Source organism: Pseudomonas sp. VS40, assembly GCF_018587885.1.
In the GTDB taxonomy this organism is placed as follows: Bacteria; Pseudomonadota; Gammaproteobacteria; order Pseudomonadales; family Pseudomonadaceae; genus Aquipseudomonas; species Aquipseudomonas pergaminensis.
In genome coordinates, this window is the sequence record NZ_JAGYWD010000006.1 from 262,227 (window position 1) to 283,553 (window position 21,327).

Sequence of the window (21,327 nt, forward strand, 5' to 3'; positions counted from 1 at the left end):
CGCCCATCCAGAAAAAAACCGACTTGACCAACGATAGAGGGTGTCATGGGTAACGAAAGCATCAATTGGGACAAGCTGGGTTTTGACTACATCAAGACCGACAAGCGGTTTCTCCAGGTCTGGAAAAACGGCGAATGGCAAGAAGGCACCCTGACCGACGACAACGTGCTGCACATCAGCGAGGGCTCCACCGCCCTGCACTATGGCCAGCAGTGCTTCGAAGGCCTCAAGGCGTACCGCTGCAAGGACGGTTCGATCAACCTGTTCCGCCCGGACCAGAACGCCGCCCGCATGCAGCGCAGCTGCGCACGCCTGCTGATGCCGCATGTGTCGACCGAAGACTTCATCGAAGCCTGCAAACAAGTGGTCAAGGCCAACGAGCGCTTCATCCCGCCGTACGGCAGCGGCGGCGCCCTGTACCTGCGCCCGTTCGTGATCGGCACCGGTGACAACATCGGCGTGCGCACTGCGCCGGAGTTCATCTTCTCCGTGTTCGCCATCCCGGTCGGCGCCTACTTCAAGGGCGGCCTGGTGCCACACAACTTCCAGATCTCCACCTTCGACCGCGCCGCGCCACAGGGCACCGGTGCCGCCAAGGTCGGTGGCAACTACGCCGCCAGCCTGATGCCAGGTGCCGAAGCGAAGAAATCCGGCTTTGCCGACGCGATCTACCTGGACCCGATGACCCACTCGAAGATCGAAGAAGTCGGCTCGGCCAACTTCTTCGGGATCACCCACGACAATAAGTTCATCACGCCGAAGTCGCCTTCGGTGCTGCCAGGCATCACCCGCCTGTCGCTGATCGAACTGGCCAAGACCCGCCTGGGCCTGGACGTGATCGAGGGCGAAGTGTTCATCGACAAGCTCGACCAGTTCAAGGAAGCCGGCGCCTGTGGTACGGCTGCGGTGATCTCGCCGATCGGCGGCATCCAGTACAACGGCAAGCTGCACGTGTTCCACAGCGAAACCGAAGTCGGCCCGATCACCCAGAAGCTCTACAAAGAGCTGACCGGCGTGCAGACCGGCGACGTCGAAGCCCCCGCCGGCTGGATCGTCAAGGTCTAACCCACAACAACGCGAAACCCAAATGTGGGAGCGGGCTTGCTCGCGAAAGCAGTCTATCAGCACTGAAATCGGTGACTGACACTCCGCTTTCGCGAGCAAGCCCGCTCCCACATTTGTTCTCAGGTGTTCTCAGGACCGTGTCGGGATGTTTTCGGCAATCTTCTTGCCCATACTGATCCTCGGTTCCACCCCATACCCCAACGCCTCGTAAAACCCCGCCACCGCGTCATTGCCACTGGTGATCTGCAGGTTGATCTTCATGCAGCCCAGTGCCGTCAATGCCTGTTCCGCATACCGCACCAGCGACGACCCCAGGCCATGCCGCCGATAGTCAGCGTGCACCGCCACCGAATACAGCCAGCCGCGATGCCCGTCATAGCCGGCCAGAATCGAATCGTCCCGATCACGGTTTTCTTGTCCATCGCGACGAAAAACAGCCCGTCGTTGACCGCCAGCTTTTTATCAATCGCCAGCGCCGGCAGGTTATGCGCCGTGTCATAGCCAAATGCTTCCTGCCATAACGCCACCACCTGCGCCCGGTGCGGGCGGTCGCGATACGGCCCGATAGGGTGGCGGGACAGCAGCGCTTTTTCCATCACCAGCGTACGCTCGTTGCCGTGGTAGACGTCGCGCACGGTATGGAACCCCAGCTTCGCGTAGAACGGCTCGGCTGTCAGCGAAGACGGGACGCTCAGCACCGTCACTCCGGCTTCGCGGGCGCGTAGCTCAATCTCGATCATCAACAGCCGACCAATGCCCTGCCCTTGCAGCGCCGGGTTGACGAACACCGAGCGCACCACATTGCCATCGAGGGCCGCAGTGGCGACGATCACCCGTTCCTGAACCGCCACCAGCACCACGCGACGCTTGAGCAGTTCCAGCACCGCCTCCGGCGTGAAGTTAGCGGCAACCCGCGCAATCACATCCGCCGGATAGTCCCGCGCATTGCTGCTGTGCAGGGCCGCCAGAATGACCTGGCTGATCCCCTCGGCATCGGCGGTTTGGGCAGTACGAACAGCGGTAGACATGCATTCTCCTTCCCGGCTCGGGTTTCACGACCGCCCCCATACTAATGTAGGAGCCGGCTTGCCAGCGATAGCGGTCGGTCAGACCCAGCGCTTTCGCCGCCAAGGCGGCTCCTACCGTTTGATCGCACTTCAACCTCCACAGCCGATTCGGCTGCCCTACCCCACTTTTCAGCTTTCCCGGCTGAACCTCCCCAAGTTTTCAGCCGGGATTCATCCCGCACAAGCCACACACTATTCCCACAGCTCAACCCATGGACCCGTGCACCCATGCAAACCACCAACACCGTCTTGATGATTCGCCCGGCGCGCTTTGCCTTCAACCCGGACACCGCGATCAACAACCGTTTCCAACGCCCGCCCCTCGACCCGCTCAGCGCACAGCAGAAAGCGCTGGAAGAGTTCGACGGCTATGTCGCCACCCTGCGCCAGCATGGCGTGGAAGTGCTGGTGGTGCAGGACACCCCGGCGCCCCATACACCCGACTCGATCTTCCCCAATAACTGGTGGAGCAGCCACGCCGACGGCAGCCTGGTGCTGTACCCGATGGAAGGCCAGAACCGACGACTGGAACGCAACAAAGGCGTGCTGCAAGTGTTGGAACAGCGATTTACGGTCAAGGACACCATCGACCTCAGCCACCTCGAACAACAGAACATCTTCCTCGAAGGCACCGGCAGCATGGTGCTCGACCGCCAGCACCGCATCAGCTACGCCTGCCACTCCGGGCGCACCCACCACGACGCCCTGCGCCAGTTCGCCGAACGCCTCGACTACCAGCTCTGCGTGTTCCACGCCGTCGACCGCCACCACGCGCCGATCTACCACAGCAACGTGATGATGAGCGTTGGCCGCGACCTCTCGGTGGTGTGCCTGCAAGCCCTGCCCCATACCGACGAGCGCCAGGCCCTGGAACGCTCCCTGCGCGATACCGGCAAGGACATCCTCGCCCTCGATTTCGATCAGCTGGAGGCGTTCGCCGGCAACATGCTCGAAGTCCACGACCGCGACGGCCAGCCGCTGCTGGTGATGTCCGCCAGCGCCTGGGGCGCCTTGCAGCCTGCCCAGCGCCAACACGTGGAACGCCATACGCGGCCAGTGGTGGTGAACATCGACAACATCGAACGCATTGGCGGCGGCAGTGCCCGCTGCATGCTGGCGGAAGTGCATCTGCCTGCCCGCACCACCTTCCAATAACTCAAGGAGTCTTGCCATGACCCGCTACATCGACGTGAACGACCTCTGCTACCTGGTCTCGCAAAAAGGCCTGCCCACCTGCATCACCGAAATGGCCGAGTACATCCGCGCCGACTACCTGCGCTGGCAGGACTTCGAAAAATGCGCGCGCCTGGCCAATCACTCGCCGGACGGCGTGATCGAGCTGATGCCGGTCTCCGACGCATCGCTATATGCGTTCAAATACGTCAACGGCCACCCGAAAAACACCCTGGCCGGCATGCTCACCGTGATGGCCTTCGGCGCACTGGGCGATGTCGACACCGGCCTGCCGGTGCTGCTGGCGGAAATGACCCTGACCACCGCGATTCGTACCGCCGCCACCTCCGCGCTGGTCGCCCGCTACCTGGCCCGCGACAACAGCCGCAGCATGGCGCTGATCGGCAACGGCTCGCAAAGCGAATTCCAGGCCCTGGCCTTCCACGCCATGCTCGGTATCACTGAAATCCGCCTGTTCGATATCGACGCCAAGGCCACCGCCAAACTGGCGGCCAACCTCAAGGCTTTCCCGGCGATCAAGGTGATCCTGGCCGGCAGCGTGGCCGAAGCGGTCAAAGGCGCCGACATCGTCACCACCGTGACCGCCGACAAGGCCTACGCCACCATCCTCACCGACGACATGATCGAGCCGGGCATGCACCTCAATGCCGTCGGCGGTGACTGCCCCGGCAAGACCGAGCTGGACCGACGTATCGTCGAGCGCGCCCGCGTGATCGTCGAATACGAACCGCAAAGCCGCATTGAAGGCGAAATCCAGCATATGCCGCAGGATTCGCCCGTCACCGAACTGTGGCAAGTCATCAACGGCCAAAAGCCCGGTCGCGAGAATGCGCGCCAGGTCACCCTGTTCGACTCGGTGGGTTTTGCCATCGAAGACTACTCTGCCCTGCGCTATGTGCTGGACGTGGCCAAGGCGCTGGATGTGGGCAGCACCCTTGAACTGGTGCCGGACCTGGCCGACCCGAAAGACCTGTTCGCACGCCTGGCCCAACAGCCCCGCGCACAGCAGAAAAAGCGCGCCTGAAAACGCTCTGGCCTGCCGCTTTGCGCCGTTGGCAGGCCAGGATTTGCAGGCGTAAAAGCCGATTCAGCGGGTGCTGCAGCCGATTCCGCTGCATTGGCGGTTTTAACAGCGCAATTTGCGCTTTAGGCACCGGGTAAACGACACAAAAAACGCACCTTCATGAAGCATTCTCTGCTCCCAGCTATTCACTGCCCTGACATCAATTACAAAATATAGGGACCTGCACATGACTCCATTGCGATCACTCTTCGCCGCGCTGCTGTTGCCACTCTGCGCAACCGCCGCCCACGCCCAGGAATGGAAAGAAATCCGCTTCGGCGTTTTCCCCGAATACCCCCCCTTCGAATCCGTGGCCGCCGACGGCAGCCTGCAAGGTTTCGATATCGAGTTGGGCAACGCGATCTGCGCCAAGCTCGAAGTGAAATGCACCTGGGTCCACAACGAATTCGACGGCATGATCCCGGCCCTGCGCGCACGCAAGTTCGACGCGATCATGTCGTCCATGGCCGTTACCCCGGTGCGTGAAAGAATCATCGACTTCAGCGACAAGCTGTTCCTCAGCCCGACCTCGGTAATCACCCGCAAGGGCGCCGACTTCGGCGACACCCCGGAGTCCCTCAAGGGCAAGCAAGTCGGTGTGCTGCAAGGCTCGTTGCAAGAGGCGTATGCCCGTGCGCACCTGGCCAAGCTCGGCGCGCAGATCAAGGCGTATCAGTCCCAGGACCAGAACTACGCCGACCTGCAAAACGGCCGCCTCGACGCGACCCTGACCGACAAGCTCGAAGCCCAGCTCAACTTCCTGTCCAAACCCGAAGGCGCCGACTTCAAGACCGGCCCGGCCTTCAAGGACCCGACACTGCCCCTGGACATCGCCATGGGCCTGCGCAAGAACGATCAAGCTTTGCGTGAGCTGATCAACAAGGGCATTGCAGCTGTGCAGGCGGATGGGACTTATGCCGAGATCCAGAAGAAATACTTCGGCGATCAGGACATCTACAACGAATAGCAGCCTCGTCCTTATGTGGGAGCTGGCTTGCCTGCGATCGCGGTGGGTCAGCTTGCACATCTGTGACTGACGTTCTGCTATCGCAGGCAAGCCAGCCCACCGCCAACCTGTGCGCTCCTTCGAGATCTTCCCAATGAACGAATTCCTCAACCTGCAAGGCTACGGCCCGATGCTGGCCCAAGGCGCCTGGATGACCCTCAAACTGTCATTCCTGGCCCTGGCCCTGAGCCTCGCCCTGGGCCTGATCGCCGCCGGCGCCAAGCTCTCCAGCGCCAAATGGCTGCGCGTACCGGCCACGCTCTACACCACGCTGATCCGCAGCGTGCCGGACCTGGTGCTGATCCTGCTGATCTTCTACAGCCTGCAACTGTGGCTCAACGACCTGAGCGAAGTGTTCGGCTGGGATTACTTTGAAATCGACCCGTTTACCGCGGGCGTCGTCACCCTGGGTTTTATCTACGGCGCGTATTTCACCGAGAACTTCCGGGGCGCGATCCTCAGCGTGCCAGTCGGCCAGCTGGAAGCCGCGACCGCCTACGGCCTGAGCCGCTGGCAGCGCTTTCACCTGGTGCTGTTCCCGCAACTGATGCGGTTTGCCCTGCCGGGCCTGGGCAATAACTGGCTGGTGCTGCTCAAGTCCACGGCGCTGGTGTCGATCATCGGCCTGTCGGATCTGGTCAAGGCCGCGCAGAACGCCGGCAAGACCACCAACGAGCCGCTGTACTTCCTGATCCTCGCGGGCCTGGTGTACCTGGTGATCACCACCCTCTCCAACCGCATCTTCAAGCGCCTCGAGCGGCGCTACAACCTCGGCATCAAGGGGATGGCGCGATGATCGAACTGTTCCAGCAATACGGCCTGGCCTACCTGTTCAGCGATGGCGCGGGGTTGTCCGGCGTCGCCATGACCCTGTGGCTGTTCATCGTCTCGGTGGTGTTTGGCTTCATCCTGTCGATTCCACTGGCACTGGCGCGCGTCTGCGAGCACTTCTGGCTGCGCTGGCCGGTGGAGGTCTACACCTACCTGTTCCGCGGCACGCCGTTGTATATCCAGTTGCTGATTTGCTACACCGGGCTGTACAGCCTGGAAGTGGTGCAGGACAACGCCCTGCTCAACCAGTTTTTCCGCAATGCGCTGAACTGCACCCTGCTGGCTTTCGTGCTCAACACCTGCGCCTACACCGTGGAAATCTTTGCCGGGGCGATCCGCAATATTCCCCACGGCGAAATCGAAGCGGCACGCGCATACGGCCTGCACGGCTGGCGGCTGAACCTGTTTGTGGTGGTACCGGCGGCCTTGCGTCGCGCGTTGCCGGCCTACAGCAACGAAATGATCCTGATGCTGCACGCCACGTCCCTGGCCTTTACCGCCACCGTCGCCGACATCCTCAAGGTGGCCCGCGATGCCAATGCCGAGACGTTCCTGACGTTCCAGGCATTCGGCATCGCCGCCCTGCTCTACATGCTGCTGTCCTTTGCACTGGTGGGCCTGTTCCGACTGGCCGAACGTCGCTGGATGCGCTTTCTCGTTCCTACCCGAGGCTAACCCATGAATCAGTCCGCGCAGGCCCTGGCCGCTTATCCTGTTGATGAACCCATCGCCCCACCCGCCACCGCGGCCATCAAGCTGCAGGTCGAAGGCATCCATAAACGCTACGGCGAACACGAAGTGCTCAAGGGCGTGTCCCTGAACGCCCGTAATGGCGACGTGATCAGCTTGATCGGCGCCAGCGGCTCCGGCAAAAGCACGATGCTGCGCTGCATCAACTTCCTTGAACAGCCGGACGCCGGTGTCATCACCCTGGACGGCATCAGCATCGAAATGCGCCAGGGCCGTGCCGGCGCCCGCGCACCGCACCAAGACCAACTGCAGAACCTGCGCACGCGCCTGGCCATGGTGTTCCAGCACTTCAACCTGTGGAGCCACATGACCGTGCTGGAAAACATCACCATGGCCCCGCGCCGGGTGTTGGGCGTGAGCGCCGCCGAAGCGGAGAAACGTGCGCGCCTGTACCTGGACAAGGTCGGCCTGCCAGGCCGCGTGGCCGATCAGTACCCGGCGTTCCTGTCCGGTGGCCAACAGCAGCGCGTGGCGATTGCCCGGGCGCTGGCGATGGAGCCGGAGATCATCCTGTTCGATGAGCCGACGTCCGCGCTGGACCCCGAACTTGTAGGAGAAGTCCTCAAAGTCATACAGACGTTGGCCGAGGAAGGTCGTACCATGCTGATGGTCACCCACGAGATGGGCTTTGCCCGCCAGGTGTCCAGCCAAGTGCTGTTCTTGCACCAGGGCCGTGTCGAGGAACAAGGCGACGCCAGGATCCTCGACCACCCCAGCAGCGAGCGCTTGCAGCAATTTCTTTCCAACCGTTTGAAGTGAAACCCATGGATACCAAGGCCAACGGACCCCATTCCTCCCCTGCGCTGGACCGCATCGATGAAGCCATCATCGAAGTACTGCGTCACCAGGGGCGTATCACCTACGAAAAGCTTTCGTCGCTGGTGCACCTTACCCCCAGGCCCTGCCTGGAGCGCGTGCGCAAGCTGGAGCGACGCGGGGTGATACGCGGGTATGGGGCGATCATCGATGTGCAGATGGTCTCGCCAGGGCTGTCGTTGCTGGTGCTGGTGGCCTTGTCCAACCAAAGCGGGCGGTCGGCGCAAAAGGCTTTTGAAGCCTGTGTGAAGGCCTGCCCGCAAGTGTTCGAATGCCAGTTGATCAGCGGACCATTTGACTACAGCCTGCGCATGCGCTGCCGCGACATGGAGCACTACCGGGTGCTGACCGAGACCTGGTTGAACAATGACGAGTTGCACATCGATAAGTTGGTGGCGCATCCGGAATTGGCGGTGGTCAAGAACACCGCCACCGAACTGGCCTGAGCCCCCATTTCACCAAACACTGCATAACCCCTGTGGGAGCGGGCTTGCTCGCGAATGTGGAGTGTCAGTCACTTAATTTGTCACTGATACACCGCATTCGCGAGCAAGCCCGCTCCCACATTTTTTAACCGTGCCCACTTAGTATTTTCTTGCCAGGCTTGACCCCAATCATCTTCGCCTGCCCATCCTTCTGCTTCCCCGTCCGCGCCTCACTGATCAACCCCGGTATCAACTTGCCCTCCGGCAGGTTCTTCCAGAACCGGCTGGGTAAGTGCCCTTCCATCACCTTGGGGTTCAACCGCGCCGGGTTGAAGATGTGGCTGTAGTAGGTCAGCCACATCGCACTGTGGGGGTCCTCGACATTCTGCGCCAACTGCCGCCACGCCTCGGGGCATTCCCGCTGATGGATCAACTGCTCACCGTCGTAGTAAACACCATCCAACGGCGTGGCGATCATCCAGCGATGCCGGCCCATGCGCCCGATAAAGTGCTGGCTGGCTGATTTCAGGATGTCATGGGCCGGCTCATGCCACGCCACGTACTCGGGCAGTTCCGGCCCCGCCTGCGCCGGCAACGCAATAAACCGTACAAACGCATGCAGATGGTGCGCCTCGCGGCTGACCTGCTTGATCCGCCGCTGCAACTCACTGCCCAGCTTGTCCCCCGCCAGCATGGCGGTGCGGTCGCCGTGGCTGACCCGCCACAACACTTCGTACAGCAGGCTCCAGCGCTGGTCGCCGTGGTAACAGGCGGCCGACTCCAACAGTTCCAGCAGGGCCTTGGGCACCCGCGTCTGGAAAGGCCCAGGCGCTTCGGGAATCGACTGGTCGGTGGCAAACAGGTCGGCCACCTCCGCCTCGCCCCAGCTTACCTGGCTGGGGTCTACCTGATGGCTGAGCAACCAGCGCGCCTGGTCGCGCCAGGTGCTGAACAGGTTGTCGCATTCCAGGCTGATCATCCCCACAACCCCATCTGCTGCGGTTGCGGGCGGTCGCGCAATTGTTCGCGCAGCAGCACGCTGGTGCTGTCGGCCTGTTGCGGGTGGTAGTCACTGGTGATGAAAAACGGCTTGGCCTTGGCCAGTACGCAGCGCATGCGCGCCAGGTCTTCGAAGCGGATCTTGCGCTCGCGGCGCAGGTCCACCAGGCGCTGGGTGGTGCGCAACCCAATGCCCGGGATGCGCGCGATCAAGGTCGGCTCGGCGCGGTTCAGGTCCAGGGGGAACACCTCACGGTTTTCCAGGGCCCAGGCCAACTTGGGGTCGATATCCAGTGCCAGGTGGCCGGGACCTTTGAACAGTTCATTGGCGTTGAACCCATAGCTGCGCAGCAGGAAATCGGCCTGGTACAAGCGATGTTCACGCATTAACGGCGGCGCGGCCAGGGGCACGCTTTTCGGGCTATTGGGGATGGGGCTGAACGCCGAGTAATACACGCGGCGCAGCTTGAAGTTGCCGTACAACGCCTCGGCACCGTGAAGGATGGTGCTGTCATCGGTGTCATCCGCGCCGACGATCAGTTGCGTGCTCTGCCCGGCCGGGGCAAAACGCGGCGCGCGCGGCTCGTTACGGACCGTCTGCTCGCCGGTGTAGATGGTCTGCATGGCCTGCTTGATCGACACGATCTTTTTTTCCGGCGCCAGGGTCTGCAGGCTGGCCTCGGTCGGCAATTCGATGTTCACGCTCAGTCGATCGGCATACTTTCCGGCTTCGGCGATCAGCGCCGGGTCGGCATCGGGAATGGTCTTGAGGTGGATATAGCCACGGAAGTCGTGCTCTTCGCGCAGCAGCTTGGCCACGCGCACCAATTGCTCCATGGTGTAGTCGGACGAACGGATAATGCCGGAGCTGAGAAACAGCCCGCTGACGCAATTGCGCCGGTAGAAATCCAGGGTCAGGGTGACCACCTCCTCCGGGCTGAAACGCGCGCGGGGCACATCGCTGGAGCGGCGGTTAACGCAGTACTGGCAGTCGTAGAGGCAGAAGTTGGTGAGCAACACCTTGAGCAATGACACGCAGCGCCCGTCCGGCGTGTAGCTGTGGCAGATGCCCATGCCATCGGTGGAACCCAGCCCCGCCTTGCCTTCGGAGCTGCGCTTGGGTGCGCCACTGCTGGCGCAGGACGCATCGTACTTGGCGGCGTCGGCGAGAATGCTGAGTTTTTCGATCAACTGCATGGAGGGCTACCGATACTGGTTTTTTGTACAGTATCAGCCAACCCTCCAGGTCACAAGTGCAGCCTGTCAGCTCGCGGTGGCGAGCAACAGGTCCTGCACCGAACGCCCTTTGTCGCGCCCACGGTCCAGCGCATACAACGACGCCGCAATCTCATCCGCGCGAATCGGCAGCACCGACAGCAAGGTATCGCTCAAGCCATGGCTGGCCTGGCTGAAGCCCTGGATATAGATGCCGGCATTGCAACGTTCGTCAGTGACGATGCGGTAGTCACGCGCCACGTCGAAGTCGCCCAGGTAGGCTTCCAGCGGCGCCAGCAGCGCGCGGTGTGTCTGGCGCTCGTAGCCAGTGGCCAGGATCACCGCGTCGTAATGGTTGACGCTGGTGTCGCCGTTGGCGTTGTTGCGCAGCACCAGCTCGATGCCCAACGGGCCTGGGGTGGCCTTTTCCACCACGGTCATGGTGCGGAAGGCCTGGCGGGCGATGCCGGAGACTTTCTGGCGGTAGAAGATGCCGTAGATACGTTCGATCAGGTCCAGGTCCACCACCGAATAGTTGGTGTTCTGGTACTCGGCCACCAGGCGCTCACGCTCGGCGCCCTCTTGCTGGAACACCAGGTCGGTGAAGGCCGGCGAGAACACTTCGTTGACGAACGGGCTGTCATCCGCGGGCTTGAGCGCCGAACCGCGCAGGATCATGTCGACCTGCACCGACGGGAAGCTGTCGTTCAGGTCGATAAAGGCTTCGGCTGCGCTCTGGCCACCGCCGATGATGGCGATGCGCATGGCCTTGCCGTCGACACACGGCTGCGTCGCCATGCGCTCCAGGTACTGGGAATGATGGAACACCCGGCTGTCGCCCTTGAGCGCCTTGAACGCTTCAGGAATGCGCGGCGTGCCACCGGCGCTGACCACCACCGAACAGGTGGTGCGCACATGCTGCTCACCCAGGGCATCACGGGAGATCACACGCAGGGCTTCGACCTGCTGCTGGTGCAGGATCGGCTCGATGGCCAACACTTCCTCGCCATAGCGCGCCTGGGCCTGAAACTGCCCGGCGACCCAGCGCAGGTAGTCGTTGTACTCCATGCGGCACGGGTAGAAGGTGCCCAGGTTGATGAAGTCCACCAGGCGGTCGTGGGCTTTCAGGTAATTGACGAACGAGTACGGGCTGGTGGGGTTGCGTAGGGTCACCAGGTCCTTGAGGAACGAGATCTGCAGTTCGCTCTGGGTCACCAGGGTATTGCCGTGCCAGCGGTAGTCGGCTTGTTTGTCCAGGAACAGCACGTCCAGTTTGCCCTGGGCCTTTTCGCGCTCCTGCAGGGCGATGGCCAGCGCCAGGTTCGAAGGGCCGAAACCGATACCGATCAGGTCGTGAACCGCGGGCGAAGCAATTGCCTGTGTCATTCCAGTGTCCTCTGGATAAGCCCCTTGGCGGTGGGGCGGGAATACCTTTCAAGGCCTGAACAACAGGCCGTGTGTTGATAGGAAACGAGGACAGTGAAATAAAATTTAACTGATCAGTGATCAGTGCGCTTCCCACTCGCGCATCCGCACCCGGCAGTGCTTCATGGCGTTGACGATATGTTTTTCCACCAGGGCGCGGGAAATGCACAGGCGCTCGGCGATCTGCAGGTGGGTGAGGCCGTCGAGCTTGCGCAGCAGGAAGCTGTCGCGACAGGCCGGCGGCAGCTCGGCCAGGGCGCGTTCGAGCAGTTCCAGGCGTTGGGCGTGGTCGTGGTTGGTGTGGGGCGAACTGCTGGCGAAGCGTTCTTCGGCATCCAGCACGTCCAGGGGTTCAACCTGGCGCAAGGCATTGCGCCGGTGGCCGTCGATCACCAGGTTGAGCGCGGTACGGTACAAAAAGGCGCGGGGTTGTTCGATGGGGGTGTCGCTGGAACGTTCCAGCACCCGGACATACGCGTCATGCACCACATCCTCGGCCACCTGACGGTTGCCCAGCTTGGCGTTGAGGAAACACACCAGCTCGCGATAGTAGTTTTCCAACATGACTCCCGGCCGCCGGGTAGCGGCATTAGGTCCCTGGGTGCAAAAAAGACAGCGTTAAGGTGATGGCAGTTTGAGTGCGTGCAATTTATAGTAATTCTCATCTACTTTTAAAGCAGACTTGCATCAACGGACGAATTTTTTCTTCAAGGGAGCTGTAACTGCTTATGTAACCGCCTAAATCCCCGCGCAATTCTCTCGTTTACTTGTCAGCTCTCCCGCAACTGCGGTCCGAACTTTCCTGGCTGGAAACCCAAGCATGAAACGCCCTCGACCTGCCCGACGCGCCTTGCTCGTTATCGCGTGCCTGATCCCCCTGATTGCCGTCGCGGCCTGGCAGGTGCTGCCGCCGGGGCGTGACACCCTCACCACCGTCACCGTCACCCGCGGCAATATCGAGAACAGCGTGACCGCCCTGGGCACATTACAGCCGCGTCGCTACGTGGACGTGGGCGCCCAGGCGTCGGGGCAGATCCGCAAGATCCACGTCGAGGCGGGCGACCAGGTCCAGGAAGGCCAGTTGTTGGTGGAAATCGACCCGTCCACGCAAAAAGCCAAGCTCGACGCCAGCCGCTACGCCATCGAAAACCTCAAGGCCCAGTTGCAGGAGCAAAAGGCCCAGCACGAACTGGCGCGCCAGAAGTACCAGCGCCAGCAGCGCCTGGCCGCTGGCAACGCCACCCGCGAAGAAGATGTGCAAACCGCCAAGGCCGAACTGAGCGCCACCCAGGCCCGGGTCGACATGTTCCAGGCGCAGATCCAGCAAGCCCAGGCCAGCCTGCGCAGCGATGAGGCCGAGTTGGGCTACACGCGTATCTACGCGCCAATGACCGGCACTGTGGTCGCGGTGGACGCGCGGGTCGGCCAGACCCTCAATGCCCAGCAGCAGACCCCACTGATCTTGCGGATCGCCAAATTGTCACCGATGACCGTGTGGGCGGAAGTCTCGGAAGCCGATATCGGCCACGTCAAACCGGGCATGACCGCCTATTTCACCACCCTGAGCGGCGGCAACCGACGCTGGACCAGCACCGTGCGGCAGATCCTGCCGATCCCGCCCAAGCCATTGAATGAAACCCAGGGCAGCGGTAGCCCCAACAGTTCGAATAAAAGCGGCAGCGGCCGCGTGGTGCTGTACACCGTGTTGCTGGATGTGGACAACAGCGACAACGCGTTGATGGCCGAAATGACTACCCAGGTGTTTTTCGTCGCCAGCCAGGCCAAGGACACGCTGACGGCACCGGTCGCTGCGCTGCAGGGAACCTCGGACGCCAGCCAGCAGATCGCCCAGGTCGTGGGCAAGAACGGCCGTATCGAGCAGCGCCAAGTGCAGGTCGGCATCAGCGACCGCCTGCGCGTGCAGGTGCTCGCCGGCCTGAACGAAGGTGACCAACTGCTGATCGGCCCGGCCGACGGCAACGGGGGTTGAGGTGACCACGCCCCTGATCGAACTCAAGAACATCCGCAAGTCCTACGGCGGCGGCGACAGCCCGCAGGTCGACGTATTGCGCGGCATCGACCTGGCCATCCATGCCGGGGAATTCGTCGCCATCGTCGGCGCTTCCGGCTCCGGCAAGTCCACGCTGATGAATATCCTCGGCTGCCTCGACCGTCCAAGCGTCGGCGACTACCTCTTCGCCGGCGAGAACGTCGCGCACTTGGACAGTGACGAACTGGCCTGGCTGCGCCGCGAAGCCTTTGGCTTTGTGTTCCAGGGCTACCACTTGATTCCCTCGGGCTCGGCCCAGGAAAACGTCGAGATGCCGGCGATCTATGCCGGTATCAGCGCCACCGAGCGCCATGCCCGCGCCAACGCCCTGCTCACGCGCCTGGGCCTGGCCGAGCGCACCGGCAACCGTCCGCATCAGCTTTCCGGTGGCCAACAGCAACGGGTGTCCATCGCCCGTGCGTTGATGAACGGCGGGCATATCATCCTTGCCGACGAACCCACGGGCGCCCTCGACAGCCACAGCGGCGCCGAGGTCATGACCCTGCTGGACGAGCTGGCCAGCCAGGGCCACGTGGTGATCCTGATCACCCACGACCGCGAAGTCGCGGCGCGGGCCAACCGCATCATCGAGATTCGCGACGGCTTGATCATCAGTGACTCGGCCGATGACAGCGACGCCGTCCCCGTCGCCACGACCGGCGCCCTGCAAGCCGTGGACCTGCGCCAGCGCCTGGCCGACGGCGCCGAGCACAATGGCGCCTGGAAAGCCGAACTGGTGGACGCGGTGCAGGCCGCCTGGCGAGTGATGTGGATCAACCGTTTCCGCACCGCGCTGACGCTGCTGGGCATCATTATCGGCGTGGCATCGGTGGTGGTGATGCTGGCGGTGGGCGAAGGCAGCAAGCGCCAAGTCATGGCGCAGATGGGTGCATTCGGCTCCAACATTCTCTACCTCAGTGGTTCGTCGCCCAACCCGCGCACGCCCATGGGGATCGTGACCCTCAACGATGTCCACGCGCTGGCGGCTTTGCCCCAGGTGCAGCGCATCATGCCGGTCAATGGCAGCGAGGCCGGGGTGCGTTTCGGCAACGTTGACTACATGGCCTATGTGGGCGGTAACGACACCAACTTCCCGGCGATTTTCAATTGGCCGGTGGTCGAGGGCAATTACTTCACCGCAGCCGATGAGCGCGCAGCCGCCACCGTCGCGGTGATCGGTCATCGCGTGCGTGAGAAGCTGTTCAAGGGCGAGGTCGACCCTATCGGCCAGTACATCCTGATTGAAAACGTACCGTTCCAGGTGATCGGCGTACTCGCGGAAAAAGGCGCCAGCTCCGGCAACAAGGACAGTGACGACCGTATTGCCATCCCCTACACCGCCGCCAGCGTGCGCCTGTTCGGCAACTACAACCCCGAATATGTGGTGATCGCCGCAGCCGACGCGCGCAAGGTGCACGAGGCCGAGGTGGCCATCGACCAGTTGATGCAAAAGCTGCACAACGGCAAGCGTGATTACGAGTTGACCAACAACGCCGCGATGATCCAGGCCGAGGCCCGCACGCAGAATACGCTGTCGCTGATGCTGGGTTCGATTGCCGCGATTTCCCTGCTGGTGGGCGGCATCGGGGTGATGAACATCATGTTGATGACCGTGCGCGAGCGTACCCGTGAAATCGGCATTCGCATGGCGACCGGTGCACGCCAGCGCGACATCCTGCGCCAGTTCCTCACCGAGGCGGTGATGCTCTCGGTGGTCGGTGGCCTGTGCGGTATCGCCCTGGCCCTGATGGTGGGAGGCGTGCTGGTGCTGGCCGAGGTGGCGGTGCAGTTTTCCCTGGTGGCCGTGCTGGGCGCATTTGGTTGCGCCCTGGTCACCGGCGTCGTATTCGGCTTTATGCCGGCCCGTAAAGCTGCCCGGCTCGATCCGGTTAAGGCGTTGACCAGTGAATAAACGATCCCTGTGCGTGTCCGGCCTGTGCGTGTTCCTCAGTGCCTGCGCCGGCAACCCTGCCGCCCTCGACAGCGGCATCGCCCCGCCCGTCGCCTGGCAGTACGCCGAGCGTGACGCGGCGCAAGCCACCAATCAGCAGTGGTGGACCCAATTCGGCAGCCCGCAGTTGAACCGCCTGGTCGACCAGGCCCGCCGCGACAGCTTCGACGTGGCCGCCGCTACGGCCCGTGTGCGCCAGGCCCAGGCCAGCGCGGTGATTGCCGGTGCACCGTTGTTGCCGGAAGTGAAGTTCAACCTCGCCACCAGCCATCAGAAATTGCTGCGCGGCAAAGGTGGGCCGGACCTTGACGCATCACAAAGCGATGACGCCGTCGATAACTTTGGTGCCAACCTCACCGCCAGTTACGAAGTGGACTTCTGGGGTGGCCGCGCGGCCGCCCGTGACAGCGCCCTGCAGAGCCTGCGCGCCAGCGAGTTTGACCAAGCCACGGTGGAATTGACCTTGCTCAGCAGCGTGGCGGACCGCTATGCCCAGACCCTCGCCGCCCACCAGCGCGAGCAGATCGCCGCGCTGAACCTGGCCAATGCACGCAACGTGCTCGACCTGGTACAAACCCGCTACGACGCCGGCTCCGCCACCGCCCTGGAACTGGCCCAGCAAAAAAGCCTGGTGGCCAGCCAGCAGCGCCAGTTACCGCTGATCCAGCAACTGGCCGAAGAATCTCGCATCACCCTCGCCGCCCTGCTCGGCCAGCCGGTGCAGGCGCTGAACCTGGGGGCAGAACCGTTCCAGGCACTCACCTGGCCGGACATCGGCGCTGGCATGCCCAGCCAATTGCTCAGCCGCCGGCCCGATATCGCCAAGGCCGAGGCTCAGTTGGCAGCGGCCCAGGCCGACGTCACCGTGGCGCGCGCGGCGATGCTGCCCGCCGTCACCCTCGGCGCGACCCTGGGTTCGGATGCCTACAAAGCCATGGATGTGCTGCGCAGCCCCTACTACACGCTGACCGCCGGCCTGGTGGGTCCGATCTTCAACAACGGTCGTTTAAGCGCTGAACGCGACAAGGCCCGCGCCCGCCAGGATGAACTGCTGCAAACCTATCGCGGCGCGATCATCAATGGCTTTGCCGATGTGGAAAAAGCCCTCAGCAGCATCACTCGCCTCGACCAGCAACGCCAATGGCAAACGGAAGAACTGCAACAGGCGCAGAGTGCCTTTCAGATCGCCGAGAGCCGCTACCAGGCAGGCGCAGAAGACCTGCTCACGGTGCTGGAAACCCAGCGCACCCTGTATGCGGCGCAGGACCAGAACGTGCAACTGCGCCTGTCACGCCTGCAAGCCAGCATCGCCTTGTACAAAGCGCTGGGGGGCGGTTGGCAAATACAGCGCTCTGATAAGCAAGGTTTCTGATAAACAAAACTCCGGTTTCGTACACAAGTCGTCTTTTCACCCTACATTCATCGAGCCAGGGTCCTTGGTAAAAAAGCCGCCACCACACGGCCGCCCAGGACCTCTCGATGACTGTTGCAAGACACCTGCTGTGCGCCTGCCTCTGGCTGACCGCAGGCATTGCCGCTGCCCAGCCGCTGATTCCCCCCACCGCCATCGACTGGCTGCTGGACTGCCCTTTCCCCACCGCTGACCGCCTGGACCCCGAGGTGCTGGAACGCACCCAATGCGGCACTGTGTCCGTACCGCGCAACCATGCCGCGCCCCGGCAAGGCAACCTGCGCCTTTACTTGACCCGCGTCGGTGCCAGAGACCCATTGAATCGGCTAGGCGTGGTGTTTGCCCAGGCCGGCGACACCGCACGCAAGCACCAGGGCGGCACCTTTGCCATCAGCCTGACCAGCCTCTGGGGCGCCCACGCCAACCCGGCCTATCGCACACTGGTCAACCGCTACGATGTCATCGAACTGAGCACCCGCGACCTCAGCAACGAGACCGCCATCGAACAGGCAGTTCAAGACCTGGAGTTCGTCCGTAGCCAACTCGGCGATGCCCAAATGTTCTACCTGGGCCACGCCACTGCCGCCCGCCTGGGTAACCATTACGCCGCGCAGTTTCCCGAACGGGTGGCGCGCATGGTGCTGGTCAACGGGCAACAGCCCGTGACGGCCGCTCCCCTGGTCGAACAGTTGCGCCTCAAAGAGCCGGTCAAACAGGACGCCAGCGCGTGTATCAACCGCTGGGTGGGCGACTTCTTGGTCTACGGCAAGCAACCGCCGCGATCCACGCGTTGCCTTGATTCCGCAAACACGGAGTAGCAACCCGTTTGCGACCTGTTGCCATCGAAAACGACACCCGCCGTTGACGCTGCACCGCGATCGTTATTAAGTGCTATTTATCCGCATTAATACGATAAATCGAACCCATGCTAAGCCGCCCGCTGAGACGCAAACGCCAGAAGCTGTCCGATGTGATTGTCGAGTCGGTCAAGCGCTCCATCGTCACCGACGCCCTGAAGCCCGGCGACCGCCTGCCCACCGAACGTGAGCTGATGGAGAGTTTCCAGTGCTCCAAGGGCTCGGCCCGTGAGGCGCTCAAGGCCCTGGAAGTGGAAGGCTTGGTAAGCACGCGCACCGGCCCCAGCGGCGGCGCGTACCTGAACCAGGCGGGCACCGAGCCGGCCAGCCGCGCCTTGCGCAACTACCTGCACTTCCAGCACCTGGACGGCGAGCAGGTGTACCAATTGCGCAAAGTCATCGAAGTGGAGTTGGCCGTGTCGGTGTTGGGGCGCCTCAGCGAAGACGACTACCAGGCCCTGCAAGACAACGTGGATTTCTGCAGCGCCCCGGAAGACAGCGAGGCCGGCCAACGCGAGCAACGCCTGGCGGAACTGGAGTTCCATAACCTGCTGGCCAAGGCCTGCCCCAACCCGCTGCTGAGTTTCATGGCGCAATTCCTCAACGACCTGCTGCGCGACCTGGTGGTGCTGAAAAAAGCCTACAAGCCCAAGCGCAAGCAATTCGACGCGGCCAACCTGGATTATCACAAGCAGTTGCTGGCCGCCTTTCGCGCCGGGGATGAAAGCGCGGTGCGCAGCTTGATGCATGAGCACATGTGCGATGCCGAACACCACATGACCGCCCTTGAAGGCCAGGTCAGCCCGCATTTTCTACTGGAGTTCGATCACACCCACTGACACACCACGGTACCTACTGTGGAAACCCGATCAATGTGGGAGCTGGCTTGCCTGCGAATGCATCGACTCGGTTTGACAGAAACACCGAGGCGCCTGCATCGCAGGCAATCCAGCTCCCACACTCGATCCAGGTCCAACCGTTAGAGCGTTTGCCCCAACCAATAACAGGCCTGCCCACAGGCCCTTGCTCCACCGTATCGCCATTGCCACTCCTGCCAATAACTAAACCAGGGAGTCACCCCATGCAGCGTCGTACGTTGTTGAAAGCCAGTCTCACCGCCGCCGCCGCCCTCAGCCTTCCGCTGAGCGTGCGTTCGGCATTCGCCGCCGAGCCCTTTACCTTTTACGGCCTCAAGTCCATGTCTGGCGCGTTTGCCAGCTATGGCAAATTTGCCGACATGGGTTCACGCCTGGCCGTGGAGCAACACCCCGAACTGCTCGGCCGCCCGCTGAACTACAAGGTCATCGACACCGAAGGCAACGCCGGCAAGGCCGTGCGCAAGGTGCAGGAAGCCATCCAGCAGGACGGCGCGCGGTTCTTCCAGGGCTGCACCTTGTCATCGTCGGCACTGGCGGTGGCCAAGGAAGTGGACAAGGTCGGTGGCGTATTCATGACCCCGGTAGGCGCCGATGAAGTCACCGGCAAGGACTGTAACCCTGCGACCTTCCGCTGGTCGGTGCCCACCTATGGTGCCATCCGCGAGACCCTGGTGCCGCTGATCAAGCTGCTGCCGGACGCCAAGCGCTGGTACACCATCACCCCGCAATACGTGTTTGGTGAAGCGCTGCTCGAAGGCGCAAAAAATGTACTCAAGGAAAACGGCCTGGAACACATCGGCAACAGCTACCACTCGTTGCAGGAACAGGAGTTCTCCGGCTACCTGACCAACGCCATCGCCGCCAAGCCCGATGTGCTGGTGCTGCTCAACTTTGGCAGCCAGTCGTCCAACACCCTGCGCCAGGCGGTCAACTTCGGCATCAAGGAACGCATGAAGGTGCTGCTGGTGTGGTCCGCCGGCCTCGACCAGTTCCAGGAACTGGGCAGCGATGTGCTGGAGGGCGTGTACCTCGGCGCGCAGTACTGGCACCAGGTCGACACCCCGCTCAACCGTGAACTGGTCAAGCTCACCCAGGCCAAATACGGCATCAACCCCACCTACCCGCTGGCCGCCGACTACATCAGCACCAAGGTCATGCTCGACACCATCATCGCCACCGGCAGCTTTGACGGGCCGACCGTGGCCAAGGCCATGCAGGGCCTGAGCTTCGAAGGCCCCACCGGCAAGGAATCGATCCGCGCCGGCGACCACCAGGTGATCAAGGATTACTACCTGCTGATCGGCAAGGCCACGGCCGACATGGCCGACAAGGATGACCTGGCCAAGGTGCTCAGTGCCGGCCAGTCGTTCCCGCCAGTGGAAGCCACGGGCTGCACGCTCGGCTGATCCCCTGAATTTTGTAGCGCAGGGCCGCGCAAGCGGCGTCCTGCCGAGGGTTCCTGCATGCTAAATCTCTACCTGTTCCAGATCCTCAACGGCCTTGGGTTGGGGATGATCTACTTCCTGATCGCGGTCGGGCTGACGATCATTTTCGGCCTGCTCAACTTCGTCAACTTCGCCCACGGTGCGTTCTTCCTGCTGGGCGCCTACATCTGCTACACCGCCGTGAGCCTCACCGGCAACTTCTGGCTGGCGCTGCTGATCGCGCCGTTGGTGGTGGCCGCGTTGGCCTGGGCCATCGAGCGATTGCTGATCCAGCGGATCTACCACTTGCCGCACATGTTCCAGATCCTGGTGACCCTGGGCATCGCGCTGATCATCCAGGAAGCCAGCGTGATGATCTGGGGCCCGGTGGGCAAGAGCGTCGCCGTGCCGGAACTGCTGCGCGGCGTGCTGGTGGTGGGTGACTTCGTCTACCCCTACTACCGCCTGTTCCTCATCGTATTCTCCGGGTTGGTCGGCCTGGGCCTGTGGCTGCTGCTGGAACGCACGCGCTTCGGCGCCCTGGTGCGGGCCGGCAGTGAAAGCACCGAAACCGTGTCGCTGCTGGGCACGAACATTTTCCGCCTGTTCTCCATGACCTTCGCCCTCGGCGTAGCCCTGGCCGGCGTTGCGGGCGTGCTGTTCGCTCCATTGCGCGGCGCCCAGCCCTTCGTCGGCCCGGAAATTCTCGGCGTCGCCTTCGTGGTGGTGGTGATCGGCGGCATGGGCTCGTTCAGCGGTGCGCTGGTCGGCGGTTTGCTGGTGGGCGTGGTGCAAAGCCTGATGACCACACTCTGGCCCCAGGGTGCGAGCCTGATGATCTACGGCGCCATGGCCGTGGTGATTCTGGTCCGTCCCTACGGCCTGTTCGGGAGAGCCTGA

Annotated in this window: 19 protein-coding genes and 1 pseudogene; 15 read left to right on the forward strand and 5 right to left on the reverse strand. The window is 62.6% G+C overall.

The genetic code is table 11. The features are described from left to right. Window positions 1–45 precede the first annotated feature (45 nt). The gene (locus KHP07_RS19565; RefSeq protein WP_100490251.1) at window positions 46–1,065 is read left to right on the forward strand and encodes a branched-chain amino acid aminotransferase; all 1,020 of its coding nucleotides are present in this window, start codon (window positions 46–48) and stop codon (window positions 1,063–1,065) included. Between the two features lie 129 nt (window positions 1,066–1,194). Here KHP07_RS19565 and KHP07_RS19570 read toward each other — a convergent pair. Beyond that, a pseudogene (locus KHP07_RS19570) lies at window positions 1,195–2,093 on the reverse strand (GNAT family acetyltransferase). A 267-nt stretch (window positions 2,094–2,360) separates the two neighbouring features. Here KHP07_RS19570 and ctlX point away from each other — a divergent pair. The 7 genes from ctlX to KHP07_RS19605 all read left to right on the forward strand — a co-directional run bounded on the left by ctlX (window position 2,361) and on the right by KHP07_RS19605 (window position 8,238). Beyond that, entirely contained in the window at window positions 2,361–3,287 is a 927-nt protein-coding gene (ctlX, locus tag KHP07_RS19575; protein ID WP_214497819.1) for a citrulline utilization hydrolase CtlX, read from the forward strand. 16 nt (window positions 3,288–3,303) lie between these two features. Next, window positions 3,304–4,350 (forward strand): ornithine cyclodeaminase, encoded by a 1,047-nt coding sequence (gene ocd, locus KHP07_RS19580; protein WP_099492967.1) that lies wholly within the window; start codon window positions 3,304–3,306, stop codon window positions 4,348–4,350. A gap of 226 nt (window positions 4,351–4,576) precedes the next feature. Next, window positions 4,577–5,356 (forward strand): ABC transporter substrate-binding protein, encoded by a 780-nt coding sequence (locus KHP07_RS19585; protein ID WP_214497820.1) that lies wholly within the window; start codon window positions 4,577–4,579, stop codon window positions 5,354–5,356. 133 nt (window positions 5,357–5,489) lie between these two features. Continuing rightward, on the forward strand, window positions 5,490–6,191 hold the full coding sequence (locus tag KHP07_RS19590) for an ABC transporter permease (RefSeq protein WP_071495875.1): 702 nt from the start codon (window positions 5,490–5,492) through the stop codon (window positions 6,189–6,191). Beyond that, window positions 6,188–6,901, forward strand: coding sequence for an ABC transporter permease (locus KHP07_RS19595; protein WP_078049314.1), 714 nt, complete (start codon window positions 6,188–6,190; stop codon window positions 6,899–6,901). The genes KHP07_RS19590 and KHP07_RS19595 overlap by 4 nt, the downstream gene beginning before the upstream one ends. Window positions 6,902–6,904: 3 nt before the next feature. Further along, window positions 6,905–7,735, forward strand: a complete 831-nt coding sequence (locus KHP07_RS19600) for an ABC transporter ATP-binding protein (RefSeq protein ID WP_214497821.1) — start codon at window positions 6,905–6,907, stop codon at window positions 7,733–7,735. Window positions 7,736–7,740: 5 nt separating this feature from the next. Beyond that, window positions 7,741–8,238: an Lrp/AsnC family transcriptional regulator gene (locus KHP07_RS19605; RefSeq protein ID WP_016974875.1), complete on the forward strand. Its 498-nt coding sequence runs from the start codon at window positions 7,741–7,743 to the stop codon at window positions 8,236–8,238. A gap of 124 nt (window positions 8,239–8,362) precedes the next feature. Here the strand turns inward: KHP07_RS19605 and KHP07_RS19610 are convergent, their stop codons facing one another. From KHP07_RS19610 to KHP07_RS19625, 4 genes are all read right to left on the reverse strand, one after another. Continuing rightward, window positions 8,363–9,196 (reverse strand): TIGR03915 family putative DNA repair protein, encoded by an 834-nt coding sequence (locus KHP07_RS19610; protein WP_078049315.1) that lies wholly within the window; start codon window positions 9,194–9,196, stop codon window positions 8,363–8,365. Then, a complete protein-coding gene (locus tag KHP07_RS19615) occupies window positions 9,193–10,413 on the reverse strand; it encodes a putative DNA modification/repair radical SAM protein (RefSeq protein ID WP_016974873.1) in 1,221 nt (406 codons plus the stop codon). Before KHP07_RS19615 ends, KHP07_RS19610 begins: the two co-directional genes overlap by 4 nt. Before the next feature lie 66 nt (window positions 10,414–10,479). Continuing rightward, complete coding sequence (locus KHP07_RS19620; protein ID WP_214497822.1) at window positions 10,480–11,817, reverse strand: lysine N(6)-hydroxylase/L-ornithine N(5)-oxygenase family protein; 1,338 nt, start codon at window positions 11,815–11,817, stop codon at window positions 10,480–10,482. A 120-nt stretch (window positions 11,818–11,937) separates the two neighbouring features. Further along, the gene (locus tag KHP07_RS19625) at window positions 11,938–12,420 is read right to left on the reverse strand and encodes a sigma-70 family RNA polymerase sigma factor (protein ID WP_078049317.1); all 483 of its coding nucleotides are present in this window, start codon (window positions 12,418–12,420) and stop codon (window positions 11,938–11,940) included. A 256-nt stretch (window positions 12,421–12,676) separates the two neighbouring features. On the opposite strand from KHP07_RS19625, the gene KHP07_RS19630 reads away from it, so the two are divergent. The 7 genes from KHP07_RS19630 to KHP07_RS19660 all read left to right on the forward strand — a co-directional run bounded on the left by KHP07_RS19630 (window position 12,677) and on the right by KHP07_RS19660 (window position 21,327). Continuing rightward, entirely contained in the window at window positions 12,677–13,846 is a 1,170-nt protein-coding gene (locus tag KHP07_RS19630) for an efflux RND transporter periplasmic adaptor subunit (RefSeq protein ID WP_078049318.1), read from the forward strand. Window position 13,847: 1 nt separating this feature from the next. After that, window positions 13,848–15,818 (forward strand): MacB family efflux pump subunit, encoded by a 1,971-nt coding sequence (locus KHP07_RS19635; protein ID WP_214497824.1) that lies wholly within the window; start codon window positions 13,848–13,850, stop codon window positions 15,816–15,818. Continuing rightward, the gene (locus tag KHP07_RS19640; protein ID WP_214497825.1) at window positions 15,811–17,229 is read left to right on the forward strand and encodes an efflux transporter outer membrane subunit; all 1,419 of its coding nucleotides are present in this window, start codon (window positions 15,811–15,813) and stop codon (window positions 17,227–17,229) included. The genes KHP07_RS19635 and KHP07_RS19640 overlap by 8 nt, the downstream gene beginning before the upstream one ends. A 107-nt stretch (window positions 17,230–17,336) precedes the next feature. Next, window positions 17,337–18,086 carry an alpha/beta fold hydrolase gene (locus KHP07_RS19645; RefSeq protein ID WP_214497826.1) on the forward strand — a complete coding sequence of 250 codons (750 nt, stop codon included), beginning with the start codon at window positions 17,337–17,339 and terminating at the stop codon, window positions 18,084–18,086. 107 nt (window positions 18,087–18,193) lie between these two features. Beyond that, on the forward strand, window positions 18,194–18,964 hold the full coding sequence (locus tag KHP07_RS19650) for a FadR/GntR family transcriptional regulator (RefSeq protein ID WP_078049322.1): 771 nt from the start codon (window positions 18,194–18,196) through the stop codon (window positions 18,962–18,964). 242 nt (window positions 18,965–19,206) lie between these two features. Further along, window positions 19,207–20,409, forward strand: coding sequence for an ABC transporter substrate-binding protein (locus KHP07_RS19655; protein ID WP_078049323.1), 1,203 nt, complete (start codon window positions 19,207–19,209; stop codon window positions 20,407–20,409). Between the two features lie 57 nt (window positions 20,410–20,466). Further along, window positions 20,467–21,327, forward strand: coding sequence for a branched-chain amino acid ABC transporter permease (locus KHP07_RS19660; RefSeq protein WP_016974865.1), 861 nt, complete (start codon window positions 20,467–20,469; stop codon window positions 21,325–21,327).

What these genes read in the sequence shown, in the direction of transcription:
- KHP07_RS19565 (WP_100490251.1), top strand. Translation starts at nt 46, where the DNA reads ATGGGTAACGAAAGCATCAATTGGGACAAGCTGGGTTTTGACTACATC.
- ctlX (WP_214497819.1), top strand. Translation starts at nt 2,361, where the DNA reads ATGCAAACCACCAACACCGTCTTGATGATTCGCCCGGCGCGCTTTGCC.
- ocd (WP_099492967.1), top strand. Translation starts at nt 3,304, where the DNA reads ATGACCCGCTACATCGACGTGAACGACCTCTGCTACCTGGTCTCGCAA.
- KHP07_RS19585 (WP_214497820.1), top strand. Translation starts at nt 4,577, where the DNA reads ATGACTCCATTGCGATCACTCTTCGCCGCGCTGCTGTTGCCACTCTGC.
- KHP07_RS19590 (WP_071495875.1), top strand. Translation starts at nt 5,490, where the DNA reads ATGAACGAATTCCTCAACCTGCAAGGCTACGGCCCGATGCTGGCCCAA.
- KHP07_RS19595 (WP_078049314.1), top strand. Translation starts at nt 6,188, where the DNA reads ATGATCGAACTGTTCCAGCAATACGGCCTGGCCTACCTGTTCAGCGAT.
- KHP07_RS19600 (WP_214497821.1), top strand. Translation starts at nt 6,905, where the DNA reads ATGAATCAGTCCGCGCAGGCCCTGGCCGCTTATCCTGTTGATGAACCC.
- KHP07_RS19605 (WP_016974875.1), top strand. Translation starts at nt 7,741, where the DNA reads ATGGATACCAAGGCCAACGGACCCCATTCCTCCCCTGCGCTGGACCGC.
- KHP07_RS19610 (WP_078049315.1), bottom strand. Translation starts at nt 9,196, where the DNA reads ATGATCAGCCTGGAATGCGACAACCTGTTCAGCACCTGGCGCGACCAG.
- KHP07_RS19615 (WP_016974873.1), bottom strand. Translation starts at nt 10,413, where the DNA reads ATGCAGTTGATCGAAAAACTCAGCATTCTCGCCGACGCCGCCAAGTAC.
- KHP07_RS19620 (WP_214497822.1), bottom strand. Translation starts at nt 11,817, where the DNA reads ATGACACAGGCAATTGCTTCGCCCGCGGTTCACGACCTGATCGGTATC.
- KHP07_RS19625 (WP_078049317.1), bottom strand. Translation starts at nt 12,420, where the DNA reads ATGTTGGAAAACTACTATCGCGAGCTGGTGTGTTTCCTCAACGCCAAG.
- KHP07_RS19630 (WP_078049318.1), top strand. Translation starts at nt 12,677, where the DNA reads ATGAAACGCCCTCGACCTGCCCGACGCGCCTTGCTCGTTATCGCGTGC.
- KHP07_RS19645 (WP_214497826.1), top strand. Translation starts at nt 17,337, where the DNA reads ATGACTGTTGCAAGACACCTGCTGTGCGCCTGCCTCTGGCTGACCGCA.
- KHP07_RS19650 (WP_078049322.1), top strand. Translation starts at nt 18,194, where the DNA reads ATGCTAAGCCGCCCGCTGAGACGCAAACGCCAGAAGCTGTCCGATGTG.
- KHP07_RS19655 (WP_078049323.1), top strand. Translation starts at nt 19,207, where the DNA reads ATGCAGCGTCGTACGTTGTTGAAAGCCAGTCTCACCGCCGCCGCCGCC.
- KHP07_RS19660 (WP_016974865.1), top strand. Translation starts at nt 20,467, where the DNA reads ATGCTAAATCTCTACCTGTTCCAGATCCTCAACGGCCTTGGGTTGGGG.